Source organism: Roseofilum reptotaenium CS-1145, assembly GCF_028330985.1.
Lineage (GTDB): Bacteria > Cyanobacteriota > Cyanobacteriia > Cyanobacteriales > Desertifilaceae > Roseofilum > Roseofilum reptotaenium.
Genome location: NZ_JAQMUE010000079.1, coordinates 107,671 through 123,281, shown reverse-complemented (window position 1 = coordinate 123,281; position 15,611 = coordinate 107,671). Strand labels below are relative to the sequence as shown.

The 15,611-nt window shown below is 46.5% G+C and carries 12 protein-coding genes; 4 read left to right on the top strand and 8 right to left on the bottom strand.

Annotated elements, in window-relative coordinates; translation table 11 throughout:
- Positions 1 to 56: 56 nt before the first annotated feature.
- Positions 57 to 1,616 carry a DNA repair protein RadA gene (gene radA / locus PN466_RS15415; protein ID WP_271940599.1) on the bottom strand — a complete coding sequence of 520 codons (1,560 nt, stop codon included), beginning with the start codon at positions 1,614 to 1,616 and terminating at the stop codon, positions 57 to 59.
- A gap of 149 nt (positions 1,617 to 1,765) precedes the next feature.
- Here radA and PN466_RS15410 point away from each other — a divergent pair, with 149 nt between their 5' ends.
- Both PN466_RS15410 and PN466_RS15405 read left to right on the top strand, forming a co-directional pair.
- Positions 1,766 to 2,461 carry a Uma2 family endonuclease gene (locus PN466_RS15410; protein ID WP_271940597.1) on the top strand — a complete coding sequence of 232 codons (696 nt, stop codon included), beginning with the start codon at positions 1,766 to 1,768 and terminating at the stop codon, positions 2,459 to 2,461.
- A gap of 45 nt (positions 2,462 to 2,506) precedes the next feature.
- Positions 2,507 to 9,574 carry an eCIS core domain-containing protein gene (locus PN466_RS15405; RefSeq protein WP_271940593.1) on the top strand — a complete coding sequence of 2,356 codons (7,068 nt, stop codon included), beginning with the start codon at positions 2,507 to 2,509 and terminating at the stop codon, positions 9,572 to 9,574.
- Positions 9,575 to 9,596: 22 nt separating this feature from the next.
- Here PN466_RS15405 and PN466_RS15400 read toward each other — a convergent pair whose 3' ends face one another.
- The 7 genes from PN466_RS15400 to clpS form a co-directional block, all read right to left on the bottom strand.
- A complete protein-coding gene (locus tag PN466_RS15400; protein WP_271940590.1) occupies positions 9,597 to 10,499 on the bottom strand; it encodes a DNA-formamidopyrimidine glycosylase in 903 nt (300 codons plus the stop codon).
- A gap of 38 nt (positions 10,500 to 10,537) precedes the next feature.
- On the bottom strand, positions 10,538 to 10,744 hold the full coding sequence (locus PN466_RS15395) for a photosystem I reaction center subunit IV (RefSeq protein WP_271940587.1): 207 nt from the start codon (positions 10,742 to 10,744) through the stop codon (positions 10,538 to 10,540).
- A 97-nt stretch (positions 10,745 to 10,841) separates the two neighbouring features.
- A complete protein-coding gene (locus PN466_RS15390; protein ID WP_271940583.1) occupies positions 10,842 to 11,420 on the bottom strand; it encodes a DUF6391 domain-containing protein in 579 nt (192 codons plus the stop codon).
- A 214-nt stretch (positions 11,421 to 11,634) separates the two neighbouring features.
- Positions 11,635 to 12,714: a hypothetical protein gene (locus PN466_RS15385; protein ID WP_271940581.1), complete on the bottom strand. Its 1,080-nt coding sequence runs from the start codon at positions 12,712 to 12,714 to the stop codon at positions 11,635 to 11,637.
- Positions 12,715 to 12,747: 33 nt separating this feature from the next.
- Entirely contained in the window at positions 12,748 to 13,728 is a 981-nt protein-coding gene (locus tag PN466_RS15380; RefSeq protein WP_271940577.1) for a hypothetical protein, read from the bottom strand.
- A 149-nt stretch (positions 13,729 to 13,877) separates the two neighbouring features.
- A complete protein-coding gene (locus tag PN466_RS15375) occupies positions 13,878 to 14,213 on the bottom strand; it encodes a DUF2103 domain-containing protein (protein ID WP_271940574.1) in 336 nt (111 codons plus the stop codon).
- A gap of 19 nt (positions 14,214 to 14,232) precedes the next feature.
- Positions 14,233 to 14,559: an ATP-dependent Clp protease adapter ClpS gene (gene clpS, locus PN466_RS15370; protein WP_278003107.1), complete on the bottom strand. Its 327-nt coding sequence runs from the start codon at positions 14,557 to 14,559 to the stop codon at positions 14,233 to 14,235.
- Positions 14,560 to 14,723: 164 nt separating this feature from the next.
- On the opposite strand from clpS, the gene PN466_RS15365 reads away from it, so the two are divergent.
- The gene (locus PN466_RS15365) at positions 14,724 to 14,966 is read left to right on the top strand and encodes a hypothetical protein (RefSeq protein ID WP_271940571.1); all 243 of its coding nucleotides are present in this window, start codon (positions 14,724 to 14,726) and stop codon (positions 14,964 to 14,966) included.
- Positions 14,967 to 14,983: 17 nt separating this feature from the next.
- Positions 14,984 to 15,565 carry a hypothetical protein gene (locus PN466_RS15360; protein WP_271940568.1) on the top strand — a complete coding sequence of 194 codons (582 nt, stop codon included), beginning with the start codon at positions 14,984 to 14,986 and terminating at the stop codon, positions 15,563 to 15,565.
- Positions 15,566 to 15,611 lie beyond the last annotated feature (46 nt).

The following is a 15,611-nucleotide window of genomic DNA, read 5'->3' as shown; positions in this document are numbered from 1 at the left end:
GAGGCAAGGGGCTTAGAGCCAATTGTCCAGTGCATGTATATAGGGAAATGATATAACTAAAGGTCTAATTCGTCCAATTCTAACTCAGCCTCTGGTGAACCTTCGGAGGGAGGTTGTACCGGAATAGCAGAGACGATCGCATCCAAAACCCGCCCGACAGGGATAATGGTTACGCCTAAGTCGGGTAAAGACTGACCTTTGGGAACGATCGCCCGTTTAAAGCCGAGCTTCGCCGCTTCTTTTAATCTCAGTTCTAATTGCGACACGGCTCGCACCTGCCCCCCCAATCCTACCTCGCCAATAATCACCGTGCGCGGATCGACGAGGCGATCGCGGAATGAAGCCACCACGGACACCGCAATTCCCAAATCTGCCGCCGGTTCCTCCACCCCTAACCCGCCAGCAGAAGCCACATAAGTATCGAGCTTGGATAAAGGAATACCCACCCGCTTCTCCAACACCGCCAAAATCTGCAATAAGCGATTATTATCCACTCCAGTCGTCGCGCGACGGGGAGAACCGTAGCTCGTCGGACTCACCAGCGCTTGCAGCTCCACCACAATCGGACGCGTCCCCTCGCAGGCGACAATGGTACAAGTTCCCGACACCTTCTCATCCCGATTCCCCAAAAACAACTCCGAAGGATTCGGTACTTCTGCTAACCCTTGAGCGACCATTTCAAACACGCCAATTTCATGGGTAGCGCCAAAGCGATTTTTCATCGATCGCAACAACCGATGGGAGGCAAAGCGATCGCCCTCAAAATACAATACCGTATCCACCAAATGCTCCAACACCCTCGGCCCCGCCAAAGAGCCATCCTTCGTCACATGACCGACAATAAAGAGGGTAATATTTTCCCGTTTCGCCACCTGCATCAGTGCCGAAGTACACTCGCGCACCTGAGCAACCGAACCCGGAGCAGAGGACAAAGACGGAAAATAAATGGTTTGAATACTATCAATCACCGCTAAACGGGGTTTCAGCGCTTCCAACTCCCGTAAAATTTCCTCTAAATCGGTTTCGGGTAACAGAAAAAACTTCGATTGTGGCTCTTCCGACTTTTCCCCTTTTTTGCTCTTCGGTTTCGGTTCGATGACGGCATCAAATCCATGTTTCAGTTTCGGTGTCTCCTCTTCTTCCTCTTCCTCTCCCACTCCTAACCGTGCTGCCCTTAATTTCACCTGTTGTCCCGACTCTTCCGCAGACACATATAACACCGCATGACGTTGGGAGAGCTGATTAGCCATTTGCAACAGGAGCGTCGATTTCCCAATCCCTGGTTCTCCCCCAATGAGTACCAAAGACCCCTGCACAATTCCACCACCGAGTACCCGATCTAACTCCGAATATCCCGAATCCATGCGTAAAACCGCTTGGTCAGAAATCGCATCCAGGGTAATGGCAGCACGAGGCTGACCGCTCTGGGTCGGCGATCGCCCCCCATCCTTTCGCCACTCCTGATTGAGTAACCCCAAACGGTTATTGGTGGTCACCGGGCCGCTCACCTGTTCAATCAGAGAATCCCAACTGTTGCAAGCAGAGCATTTACCGAACCATTGCGAAAATTCTGCCCCACATTGATTGCAAATGTAGAGGGTTCGAGACTTGGCCATAACTGTGATTTTACTCTTCTTGTTTGCATTATGGCAGATCTTGCCCTTATCCCTCATCAGAGCAAGAAAGTACTCCCTCAGAACAGCCAGAGCTGATCGGGACTTGATGTTACCATATAATTCAGATTCTTGACTGCAAACCGATTCCTATGCCTCTAACGCTCCAGCTCCAACAACTCGATATTCCCCCGGGTCAAAGACTCCTCATTCATGACCTAAACTGGGAAGAATTTGAGCAGTTTTTAATTGAACTGGGAGAAAAACGTGCCAGTCGCATTGCTTACAGTCACCCTACTTTAGAAATCAGAATGCCCCTAGCAAAACATGAACGAGCTAAATCTTTCATTGGAGATATGGTCAAGATTTTGTTAGAAGAACTTGAGATCGATTTTGAATGCTTTGGATCGACTACATTCAAACGTAAAAAAATGGGATTTGGACTTGAGCCTGATGATTGTTTCTATATCGACCATCATCAACAAATGATTGGCAAAGATCGGATTGATTTAGCTATCGATCCGCCTCCTGATTCGGCGATTGAAGTTGATGTTACCTCTAAAACTCAGACCGATGCTTATCTCCGCTTAGGGGTTCCAGAATTGTGGATTTATGGCGAAAATGAACTAAAAATGTATGTTCTAGAAGATGGGGAGTATAAGCCAATTGAACAGAGTAAAAGTTTTCCAGAGTTTCCAATAGCAGATTGGGTGAAAGAGGGGTTGAAAAGAAGTTATGAGATAGGACGAAGTCCTGCCTTACGGGAATTTCGGCAACAGATTCGACTTTTGGAGAATTCCAACGATCTCAACTCATTGGCATCCAACTCGATCGCCATGTTAACATAGAACTCAACTCTCTCCTTTCTGGGGCCACAAGCGAGATCGTCAGCTATGGCAACTAAAACAAAAACCCAAGTTCCGGTCACTCCCACTCCCGCAGTTCCGGCCAAAAATGCTCTCCCTACACCGAAACCCTTTACTGAGCATATTCCCTTACTGGAAACCGATACTGAGAGTGCGACTGTACAAATGACGGCGATGAGCGAGCCGCCTCCTAACGAGCAGGGGAAAAGTCCAGTGCTAAACTATCAGGGGACAGGCGATCGCCCCACGCTATCTCCCCTAGGGTATCAATTTAGTCAAATTGATGTAGCTCCCAGGAAAATTAATCCGGCTTTGTTGCAATCTCAAACCGAGGATGAAGACCGACATAAATTGCGGCAAGATGGAACATTCGAGACCAGTCAAACAGTAGAAAAACGGATTCAAGCCAAACGGGGAAAAGGACAACCCTTACCCAATGGGACGCGATCGTTTATGGAAGATCGCTTTGGCAATGATTTTGGCCAAGTGCGAATCCATACCGATAGCACAGCCGTCCAGTTAAGCCAAGACCTGCAAGCCAAAGCCTTTACCCACGGTCACGATATTTACTTTAATTCTGGGCAATATAACCCAGGTTCAACGAGTGGGAAACGGCTTTTAGCCCACGAATTAACCCATACTATTCAGCAAAAAGGGGCGAAACTCAAGCCCAAAAAAGTCGATCAAAAAACGACTAAATCGAATAAAATCTCTTCGGAAACTGCCCAATCAACAACCGAGAAGCCAATTAAACGTAAACCCTTAGCCCAAAAGATTCAACGAAAACAAACAGCTAAGGGGATTGAAGTGAATTTAAAGCCTTTAGAGGGTCAGATTCAGCGTAAAACATCCATGAGTGGCATTGATGTTAACCTCAAACCCCTGGGCAGTAATGTGCAACCGAAACAAGAGTACAGTGGTATCGATGTTAACCTCAAACCGCTGCCGAAACAAATTCAACAGAAACCAGAAAGTGAGGGGAATGGAATTGACGTTAACCTAAAACCCCTCACCCCTAAGGTACAACCGAAGGAAGAATACAGTGGGATAGATGTTAACTTAAAACCATTGGCAGCTAGAATTCAACGAACACCAGGAAAGAGCATTAAGATCCAACCTGAACTGATAGTCGGTGCGCCAGGCGATCGCTACGAACAAGAAGCCGATCTCATGGCCGATCGAGTCATGAAGGCTTCTACTCCAGTACAGCGAGACGAAGAACCCGAACAACAACCCGATAACACCACCCTACAATCTTCCCCGGAAACCCTGCAACGGATCAATGGTCGCCCCAACCGTCGTCGCACCAAAGCCATACCCTATGCAGCCATATTAGGTAACCAAGAAGAAAGCGAAGACGAACAGAACGTTAATATCACTCTGAAACGGGAAGAGGAGGCAGAAGAGTCTCCTGCACCACCCCCAGAGCCTCAATTTCCACAAGTGAATACCGATGAACAGAATGTTAATATTACTCTCAAACCCGAACCTAACCCAGCCATTGAATCCCCTGTAGAAATCAATGATTCACCCGCTACTGTGCAAGCCGATAGCGATGGGTCATTTCAGGCCAGTAGTGGCATAGAAAGCAAAATCAAGAGTAAAGAAGGGGGCGGTTCCTCCTTACCCACAGAGACCAAAGGCTTCATGGAATCCCGCTTTAATAATGACTTTAGTGGGGTTCGGGTGCATACCGACAGCGATGCGGTGCAAATGAACAAAGACCTAGGAGCCAAAGCCTTTACCCACAAGAAAGATATTTATTTTAATTCTGGACAATATAACCCCGGTTCTACCAGTGGGAAACATTTACTGGCCCACGAACTCACCCACACCATTCAACAAACGGGCCCCAGTGTGAAAACTCAGCCGGATGTTCAGAAAGCAGACGATCAAGACACGGAAGATGAAACCGAAAACAAAGATACCAGTACAACGCCAGTAGAGCAGAAGACTGAGATCACTGAAGAGGACATGGATGAAAATGAACGGGAAAAACTGGCTAAGAGGGCAGAAAAGACAGAAAAAGATGTAGAGAAAGGCAAGAAAGACGAGCAAGGGAAGGAAGAGGGAGACAAGGAAGGGAAGGATAAGGAAAATCAGCAAGAAGATGTCACCCCGAAGGATGAGAGTGAGTTAACGACACCCGATATTAAAGATGAACTAGAACAGGGCCTGCAACCTCCAGTGCAAGGGCCTCCGATGCCGATTATGGTGCCACAGGTTTCTTCGGATCAGGGTGATTTTAGCGACCCGATGCAAAATCCGGCCTTTAATGCCGTTAAGCAACAAATTGAACAACAGGGCGACCAGTTTTCGAGCCATGACGATCCGCAAAAGGAAGTGGTGGAAACCCAGGAATCGGTGGTTGACCCGAATAAACAAGACCGGGATGCGAAGGGGAAGAAAACGGACACTTCATCGAGTTTAGACCCGGAAACGTTCGATCGCGAAGCCTTTGTGCAACAACTTTTAGCCGCATTGGGTATTGAAGAACCCAAGAACATGAAAGATGTTGAAGGTGGGGGTGGAGTCGGATCGGAAGTTGAGGGAACCGTTAAAGATGAGGTAGGAGGGGCGACGACAAAAGCGGGAGGAGGGATGCCGGAGTCTACCCAAGTGCCTCCCGATCCTACGGTGGAAACGCCCAAAATCGTTAAGGAAATGCCGCCTGTCGAGGACAAGATAGCGGTTGATGAGCCGCCGGTGAATCCAGAACTCGCAGTTCCACCAAAGACTTCTAACAAGGATGTTGAAGAGCCGTTGAAGGAGCAAACGGAGAATTTAGAAGATACCTTTGGCCCCATTCAACCGAAGTTGAGGGTTGGAGGGCCTCAAGATAAGTACGAGAAGGAAGCGGACTCGATGGCGGATCGGGTGATGCAAATGGGCGATCGCCAAAGCGATCCGCAGCCGAAAGTGCAGCCGGAAGTTGAGCCAAAACGAAATAAGTTAAAGCAGGCCAAACTAGAGCGAACCGTCGATCCCCATGTGATGCGGGCAAAATCCTTAGCTGAGATGATCCAGCGATCGCCCCAGTGGATCATCCAGCGCAAAAATTCTGTTGAACCCCAAACCATCGAGCAGCCCAATAGAGAGATTACCCTGACCACCGAGAACATGGAAACCTTCGGGGATATGGGGGGCGATAAGGCGATCGATAGCTTGAAAGAGTCCAAAGACTTTAGCGAAAAAGGGCCCGAAAAGTTTCGCGAAGAGGAACAGGGAACCCTCACCCAGACGAAAACCAAGAACAAGGAAAAAGCCCAACAGACCAAAGAGCAACAAAAAGGCGTTCGCACCCAAACCATGGTCGATATGACCACCAAAAAACAAGAAACCAAGGGTGCAAATGAAGCGGCTCGCCTCAAAATTACCGCCAAACTGAATAAGATTTACGAAGAATCCCAAGCCAAAGTAAATGGTATCCTGGCGGAAATGGATGCCGGAGTCCAAGCACGCATGAAGAGCGGCTTAAAGTTAGCTCGTCGAGCCTTTGAAAGGGTGCAAAAAGCTGCGTTCAAAAAATGGCAGAAAAATTATTACTATCATCGCCACGGTATTAAGATTAAAATTCTCTGGAAAAAATTCAAAATCTTCAATATCTTTCTCTGGGCGAAAGAAAAACTGTTTACCGGTCTACCTGATGAAGTCAATGAGATCTATAGCGATGCCAGAGAAGTCTATGTCGGTTTCTTAAGACAATCCATTGGTGGCACAGGAGACTTTAACCCAACCATAAAAACGAAGGAAGTTAAAAGTGTCCTGAAAATCACCAAAGGGTTGTATGACCAACTCGACCCCATTGCTCCGTTTGTGGAGAAGAAAATGATCGAAGCCAAAACTGCCATTGATGAAGGAAAAACTAATTTTCAGGCAGCCGTGGATGAGTTGGGGCCAGAAGAAAAGCAACTGGCGGAAGGTGCGATCGCGAATATTAAAGGACAGTTTGATGGTTTAGAAAATAACGTTAAAGCTTATCAAGACAACTTAATTAATGATATCACCGAGAACTACAAGCAAGGTCTGCAAGAAATTGATGACCGCATTGAAGCACTCAAAGCTGCCAATGAAGGATTAGTCAAGAAAGCCCTCGCTTTTATTGGGGATTTAATGATCGCCATTATCAAAGCCCTATTGGCTCCCATCAAGTGGATACTATCCAAGTTTGGCATTGATACCTCGATTTTAGATGCCATTATTGAAGACCCCGGTGGATTTATGAAAAATCTATTTACCGGACTCAAAGATGGTTTTCTCAATTTCGCTAAGAATTTCCCCAAACACTTCCTCAATGGGATGGTTGAGTGGCTATTTGGTAATCTTGGCCCGATTACACTGCCGAAAAAATTTGATATTCAAGGCTTTTTCCAGATCTTCATGCAGATCATGGGTCTAACCGTTGACTCGATTTTTGACGTAGCGTCTGGCGTTTTTGGCAGCGACCTGATTGGTGCAATTCGGAGCGCGATCGAAGGAGCCGATATTGAGGGAATAATTGCCGGTTTAGATGAAAAAGTGGGCATGGTGGTTCAGTTGTTTTATACCTTGGTTAAAGATGGTATTGGCAAAGCCTGGTCATTCCTGATAGATATCTTTAATGAGATGAAAATGGAGTTCATCAAAGAACTGACCATTATGGCAAGCATTGAAGTAATTAAAGCGGCAACCACTTGGTTGATTGGGATTTTGAATCCAGCCGCCGGAATTGTGAAAATCATTAAAGCGATTGTCGATGTAATTATTTGGTTTGCCCAGAACTATGAACAGGTGGTTGAGTTAATTAAAACGATTTTTGCGGGAATGACGGCGATCGCCAATGGAGACACGGCAACCTTCTCTCTGTCCGTGGAAATGGCTTTGGCTCGGATTATTCCCATTGCCTTGGGATTCATGGCAAGTCTGATTGGTCTGGGAGGTATTGTTAACAAGATTCGTGGTATTCTAGAAAAAATTACCGGATTTTTCCGCAGAAAATTAGAGAAGCTATTCCAAACTGTGGTTGCTCCCATCAAGAAAAAAATTGATGAGTTAAAAGCCAAGGCGAAGGAAAAATATGAGGCGGCTAAAGCCAAGGTGAAAGAGAAGTATGAGTCAGTCAAGGCTAAGGTGAAAGAAAAGTATGAATCGACTAAAGAGAGAGTCAAAAGTGCGTTTAAGAGCGATAAAGAGGAAACAGAAGAAGACCGGGAACGCAAGCGCCAAGAAGCAGAATATAAGCGCAAACTAGAGCAGCAAAAAGATGAAGTCAAGGACATGGTTTCCGAGGGGGAAACCAGCGGCGAACGGTTAATTAAAACGGAACGCAATCCCAAGGAGGTCAAACAAGGGCTAGGCGGACTCGAACAATCGATAGAACAAGGTAAAGAGTTTGCCACGGTTGGTAGTCTCAAAGTTAAACAAGGGTTCTTTGATTGGAATGAGTATAAACTGGTTGGAACGATCAAGAAAGAAAAAATTTCTAAGACCAGCACAAGCAGTGGTACAGTGCAACGGAAGACAGATAAGTGGAAAGATAAGAAAAATAAGCTGATTGTGGAAGATGATTCGGTCAGTAATGAGTTTGTTCTCAAAGCCAAATTGATGGATGAATCGGATGTTTTACCCAATTTGGGTCGGGACTTGGAGAAAAGGGCCCGTAAAGATAAAGACCCGGACAAAATCAGGCCAGTTTTACCCAAGTTGAAACAACAGTATGATTTAACCTCAATTGAATTGAATAATAAAACGGGGATTTTCGATCGCCTCGCCCGTGAGGTAGAGTATGAAATTGTCGCCCAGGTGCCCAAGGAAGAAACGGAAGCGAGTCGCAAAGCTGCCCCCGGAAAACTCCTCAATGCGCCCATTCAGGGGAATCTGGAACAGGCCATTCAGCGATCGCAAGGTCGGGGCGAACCCTTGAGCGAACCCGTGCGCCAACCCATGGAACACGCCTTTGGGGTAGACTTTAGTGGAGTCAGAATTCACCGCAACAGTGAAGGAGATCGACTCAGTCGCTCCCTCAACGCCCAAGCCTTCACCACTGGAAAAGACATCTATTTCCGTAAAAACACGTATCGTCCCGACACCCCCTCTGGAGGTCATTTACTCGCCCACGAACTCACCCACGTCGTTCAACAGTCGGGTGATAAACCCCAAGTCCAGCGTACTCCCTTCTTCCCCGACCGCCTCGTACAGCGCCAAGGAGACGGGCCACCCCCCAAACCCCTAGCCAGTCATGGGAATAACTTCACCCTTATCCAGCGCAAAAAAGATGATAGTGATGAGAGTGAAGAAGGCAGCTCGGACTTTCAACGCACAGCCACCGCTGTTGGAGTGGTTGCCGTCGGTACAGCCATAAAGCTCCACGAAGCTCGCTCTCGCACTAAAACTGATGTTGATGTTTACAAAGACATTGACAAAAAGAAAGGTCGCCTAGAAGTATTTGTGAGAGTCAAACGCACTACAATAAAAGCTAAAAAACAGAAAATGCAAGCCGTTGCAGCAGGCGAGGAACCGGGCATTCCCGAATTTACCCGCACCCTGATTGCCAAACATATCGAAACCATTGTCCGTCAAGACCCCAGCCCCGAAGTGGTGCAGAAAAAACTGGCCGAAGTGACCCTCAAATTTGACCTCGATCTGGTCAAAGTTGTTGGCTTCGCTGCCGTTGGTCAAAGCTTTGAATATAAAGTCCTGGCCCAAGGAAATCCTAGAGCCGTTGCCCAGAAAAAAATCGAAGACATGCTCAAAAAAATGGCTAAAATGAGCGGCCCCAAACAACAGCAAGAAACGGTTACTGAACAAGACACCCCCACAGAAATTCCCACAGAAACCCCAGCCCCAGATCCCACCCCTGACAAGACAAAAACCAAGAAAAAATCCTCTCAAGAGACTCAAGAAGGTCCCTCAGGAACGACCTCAGAGAGACCCCCAACGACCACTGCACCCGTAAAATCGCAAAAAGCTAAAACGACCAAAATGAAAGGCTCTGGGCAAGAAACCGATGAGGGTGGCCCCCAACAAACCTTGAGTGCTAAAACTCAAATCAAACCTGGAGGCGATCCTAAAACCCTCTTTGTCACGGTTCGCGTCGATCCCGAAGACAAAAAATAGGATACTTTCTATTGCCTATTGCCTATTCCCTATTACCCATTACAGCGCTTGGCGCTGTAATGGATTGGCATTGGGGACAAAAATGACTCGATCGCCCCCCCAACTTCACTCGCTCAATTACCGTGTCACAACGGCGACATAGCTGTCCCCTGCGACCATAGACCCACGCCACCCCAGCATAATTGCCATTCACCCCCTGCACATTGAGAAAATGGCTAAATGTCGTTCCCCCCTTCTGTAAGCTATCTTCGAGCACTTGAACCACCGCGCTCTTTAAGCTCTCCCATTGGGAAACCGACAGATCGCAACAGCGCGTTTCCGGATGCACCCCACAGAGAAACAACGCCTCATCCGCATAAATATTACCCAGTCCAGCAATAAAACTCTGATCCAGAAGAGCCGTTTTAATCGGTCGTTTTCGACGCTCTAAGGTGCGGCGCAAATATTCCACCGAAAACTCCTCAGACAGCGGCTCTGGCCCCAATTTCCCCAATCCCGTGATAATCTTCTCTGGAGCCACATCAGGCGGAACCCACCAAACCCGACCAAACCGCCGCTGATCGACAAAACGCAACTCTTTCTGGGATCTAAACTCCAATCTTATCCTCGTATGTTTCGCCAGAGGTTCCCCAGGAGCAACCCATAACAACTGTCCCGTCATCCGCAAATGTACCCCCAACCATCCAGCAGAGTTTCGTTTCCTGATCAGCTCTGCTAACAAATACTTTCCGCGACGGTGCCACTGCCTAATCTTCGCTCCTTGCACCGCCTGCAAAAACCGATCCACAGAAGGAGGGTGGGCAATGCTGTGACTCCAACCTGACGGCCGGCGATCGCACAACACTTCCCCACCCTCAATCTCCTGCTCTAGCGTCAGTTGATTGAGTCCTTTCCGGACAGTCTCAACCTCTGGTAGTTCAGGCACAACTCTTACTCATCCCAATAAGCTTTGCCAAGAAACGATTACACTTCTTCAAGTTCGCTTTCTGCAAAGTTATTGGTATTGACTCCAGAAGCGCTACCGCTGAAACCGGTATAGTTGACTTTGTCAAAGCGAACAATAACGGGGTATTTGATTCCGCTTTTGTCTACACTCGCTACCGTACCAACGTCGTTGTACCAATAGGACTCTTTGCGTTTAATACGGACTTTAGAACCACGCTTAACCATGATGACTGTTTCCTTTGAGTATTTGTTAACGGGCATTGTCTCTCAGGGTACTACTCAACGGTTCTCATCTGCACGCTTAGTTTTTTAAGTTTTGTTACTAATCCTGCCATCGGACGCGCACAAAATGGGCGGGTTTACCCCACATATCTTGACTTTCCTCAATTCTGACGATTTCCAGGTTAAAGGGAATAGCTGTAGTCACGTAGCGTTGAGCAATCGGCCCTAAATCAGGGGCCAACTGGGAAGCACTCATCGCAGCAACTCCCACCCCCAACAATTGTCCGAGGGGATCTTTGGGCATCAGCCAATTCACACCCAGGGTAAAACCAGCCGTGAGTAGCAACGCTACAGAAAGATTGGTTCCGCATCGAGGATGAACCGCTAGGTTCCATTCTCCGCTGGTAATACGGTTTAGGGCGCTATAAACGGCTTGCTGTAAGGTTTGAGGGTTAACGCTACCATACAGGTAAAATCCCTGTTCTGTAGACATGCCACCCAACAGTTCGCCCCTGCGATCGGACTCCGTCAAAACCCAGACGGTTGCATGTTCTAAGGCATGAACTTGGCGCACCATTAAGAATTCTTTGACACCAGGCAGAAAGCCCAATTGTTCTAGGATTTCTCGATCTTGAGTGGCTTGAGGCACAAAGTCAAAAGAAGAGGCTGTTTGTGTCATGGTTACCGGTTGCATGGATAAGATCTATTTAGAATGGTAGCGCGTTGGGCTAGAGGGAGGAGGTGATCACCTCAGCCATTCCCTATTCCCTAGCGCGAAGCACTATATCATGTGAAATCAAAAAATTGGGAATTGCTTTGCATCCACCCGCAATTGTGCAATTCCCAAACTACTCCCAAATCTGTAATCGTGAGGGTAAATACCCCCATCAAACTTATTTCCCTTTCATTTGTTTCGCTTGTTCCAGGGCAATTTCTTTGAGCGCCTCAGAAGATTTAAGATTTGAGGCTCCTTCAATGGCTTTGACAGCTAAATCTTGTACCTGTTTCAAGGCGGAATCCAATTGTTGGGAGAGATTTTGAATCCGGTTTTCTTGATTCTGAATGGTTTCGGATAAGCCTTGTAAGCGCAACTCATAGATTTTCTTCTGGCTTTCCATTTCTTGAGTGCGCAGATCGGCTTTAATTTTGACTTGATAGTGACCAATATTGCGACCGTTGTCCTTACCGCGTTTGGTGTTCTCTTGTAATTCTTCCGGAAAGGCTTCTACTTTGGCTTTTGCTTCAGTATAGGCTTTTTCCCGTTCGGCGATCGCCTTCTCTCGCTCTTGCCAGGTTTGCTCTTGGGTTTCCCGCAACTCCAAAAGCTCTTGCTCTAGCTGCTCTCGCGTTTGCTGATAGGTTTCTGTATTCAACTTGCGTTGGAGTTGCAAATTATAGTCATAGGTTTGTCCATCCCGGTCTTGGTGTGTCTGACTGGCGCGATCGCGCTCTTCAATGTCCCGTTGATGGGTTTGGCGTGCTTTGTCCCAAGCTTGTTGGGCTTCCGCTAAACTTTGCTCTAGGGTTTCTCGTTGCTCTTCCCATTCGAGTTCAAAGGTTTTTGCCTGGGTTTGATATTGTTCAATCAATTCGTCTAAGGTAGTTTCAGCCACTTCTAAATCATGTAACTGTTGCAATTGTTCTTGTTCTAAACGCACCTGTTCCTCAACTTCTTCGAGTTCACTCGCTTCTTTTAAAAGTTGATCGGAAAGCTCATTTAAGGCTCCGCCAAAGGTGGCTTGAATTTGTTCTAAATCTTGCAAGACTTTTTTCATAGGTTCTGTCACTCGGTGTACTGAGTTCTGGGCGCTGGGATGTTCAATCACGGGAGTCGGTTTTACCAAAGGTTGTGCTTGTTTTGGCTCGGCGGTTTGGGCGATTTTGTTTTCTAGATCTTTTTTCTCTTGCAGCAATTCTTGATAAGAGGCAAGAATTTCTGATTTTGTATTGCGACTTGTCGGTTTTTTAGCCATGGTTAAAATTCATCAATCGTGGGGACAGAGAAATTAATTATTATTGCCGGAACTAGAAAAGGCTCGCATCGCCAGTTCTTTAGCTTGATTAACGGCAGCTTGTAGTTGTTCAGAAAGAGCGGTGATTTGTTCCGTTTGCCGTTCAATGGTTGTTTCTAGGGATTGAACTTGCAATTCGTATCCCTGTTGAATGCCTGTCCATTCTTTTTCTAAAAGATCGGACTTGACTTTGCCTTCACGGTTGGCCTCTTGAATGGCTTCTTCTTTGGCTGTAGTGTAAGCTTGTTTGAGTTCTTCTTCGTAACCGGCAATTGTTTGACAAGATTTGGTGTATTCTGCTTCTTGATCGTTGAGGACTTTTTCGCGCTGTTGCCAGTCTTTATCGAGTTGTTGTTGACGCTGACGAAGTTCGTGTTCGAGTTGCCGTTTGCGCTCTTCATAGTCGTCTGATTCCATTTGCCGCAAGCGCTCTAATTCATATTGAAAATCGGTTTCTTCATGCTGGCGATCGCGGTTAATCTGTTCAGTTTTTTCCGAGAGAACACCCTCATATTCTTGTTGCTCTTTTGACCAGAATTTACGCACTGATTCCTGTTGCTTTTGTAAGGCTTCTTGCTGACTGGTAATTTGAGCCTCGAATGTATTCAGTTTGGCATTATGTTCTTGAGTCAAAAGATGCAGAGCATCGGCAACAATACGGACATTTTTGAGATCTTGTAATTGTTCCTGTTTAACGGCGATCGCTTGATTGATTTCCTTGAGCTTATCGGTTTCTGTGGATAACTTCTCGGTTAACTGCTCAATGGTATTGCCTAAATCTAAGTGGAGAGTGGCGAGTCCCGTAATCAGGCGATCGCGGCTATAACTCGAAACCTTAGCCAACACCTGCTGATTCTGTTCTCGTTGCGCTTCTTGTTCCTTCGTTTCTACCCGCGCATTCGGGGATTTCCTCTCATTGACAATCTTCTCAAACGCTTGCATTAAGTGACTTTTACTCGATGGTGTAGGGGTCATTACATCTGGCCTCACAGACTTGATATTTTCATCAACACCATCACTATAACCAGGATTGAATTTTAAGTCAACCCCATTTTGATAGATTATGAGGACACTGGGAATAGCTCGATCTGATGGAATGAACCTTCTGGCTCAGAACGTATTCCTTATAAGATTGTAGAGATCGCCTCTTCCAGGTCTGCTTGAGATAAAGTCGTTACAATAAACACCTCCTGCACCGTCTTCCCTTGGCGAGCAATCAGCTTAAACCCTCCCCGAATAGGAACCGAAACCTTTAACTTCATATGGGGCATATGGCTTTTCACCCGACCAATAACCCCTGGCGTAATCGTAGAAATGCCTTCATAGGTCGTCAACTTCTCCAAAATTGGAATCAACCCCTCCAAATGAGTTGAATGATTCCACACCAAACGACCCGATGATTCAGTAGACTTTGATGGAGCCTCAGAGCATTCTGACTTCTTTTTCTTCTTCTTGCCCATGCTCGTTGCTCCCTACCCCTTAAGCCTTTTCCAGGGGAGCCATCGTTAAACCCGCCCGACTTAACTGTTGATGATATAGTTCAGCCGGCTCTTGGGGGCCAACCCAAACCGTGGCTTGTCCTTCATAGTGAACTTGATTGGTTAACTCCCAAGCCAGATCGGTTGTCATGCCAGGAATATACTTCACCAGGCAATCATGAACATGCTGGAACGTATTGAAATCATCATTAAGAACAATGACTTTGTAATTCGGATAAGGCTTACGGATAACTTGGCCCGACTTTTCAGGGGCCTGGGTAGGAGCGGCTGCCATATTGCGAATCGGAGGCGAAAGTACCGGATGCATAAACCCTAATTTGCCAACTGATCGACAAAAGAGATCAAAATTTCTTGCACTATTTTATTATAGCAATTATAGGGTATCCAGGGCAAGAGTTGTAGAAGCAAATCCGATGTCCCTTCTCTTGTCCACCCTCACCCCTAACTCTTCCCTATTCCCCATTCTCTCACATGAAACCCTCCTCCTTTTTAATCAGTTTATTGGTCGTGATGACCGTTATTTTAGGCCTACTCTCATTGCCCAGTTTCGGACAGTCCGATCCACCCGAACCCCTTAATCGAGATATCCGTCCTAGTGAGGTACAAATATTGTCTCAAGAACTGCGTCTGCTCGATCAACAAGTCCGTCAGCTAGAATCCAAGGTACGATCTTTAGACTCGAAGGTGCGGTCTTTAGAATTTTCCATCCGTTAAAATTCTGATTTGCGATTATGAATACGCCCAGCCACGCCATTTTAAACTTGACTGCTTTGGGAAAATCGAATTTCCCAGAGTACAATCTCTTAATCCTGTTGTCTGGAATTGTGCCAGATGTGCCAATTTTCCTATTTTACGGTTGGGCAAAACTGATCCAAAAGCTCCCTGAAGCTACCATTTGGTCAGAAGCTTATTATGCTCAAGGGTGGCAAACGGCGATCGCCCTTTTCCATTCCATCCCCTTAGCAGCAATTCTTCTTCTCATAGGCTATTGGCTCAATTGGCAACCCTTAGAAATCTTTGCCCTCGGTTTAATCGGTCATTCTCTCCTCGATTTACCCGTCCATCATGACGATGCCCATCGTCATTTCTTCCCCTTCAGCAATTATCGCTTCATTAGTCCCTTTTCCTATTGGAATCCTACCCATTATGGAGTTTGGGTTTCAGCTCTAGAAATACTTTTAGTGATGGGAGGAACCGTGTATTGCTGGTCTTTTGTCCAATCGTGGCTCGGTAAAATCCTGATGGTTTTAGTTAATAGTGCCTATGTGATTTTGTGGTTTTTATTTTATTTTAGGTTAATTATTTTCTCGTAAACCTCTTATTATTGCAACGTTTGAGTTAAATGTGCCAAGCGATCGC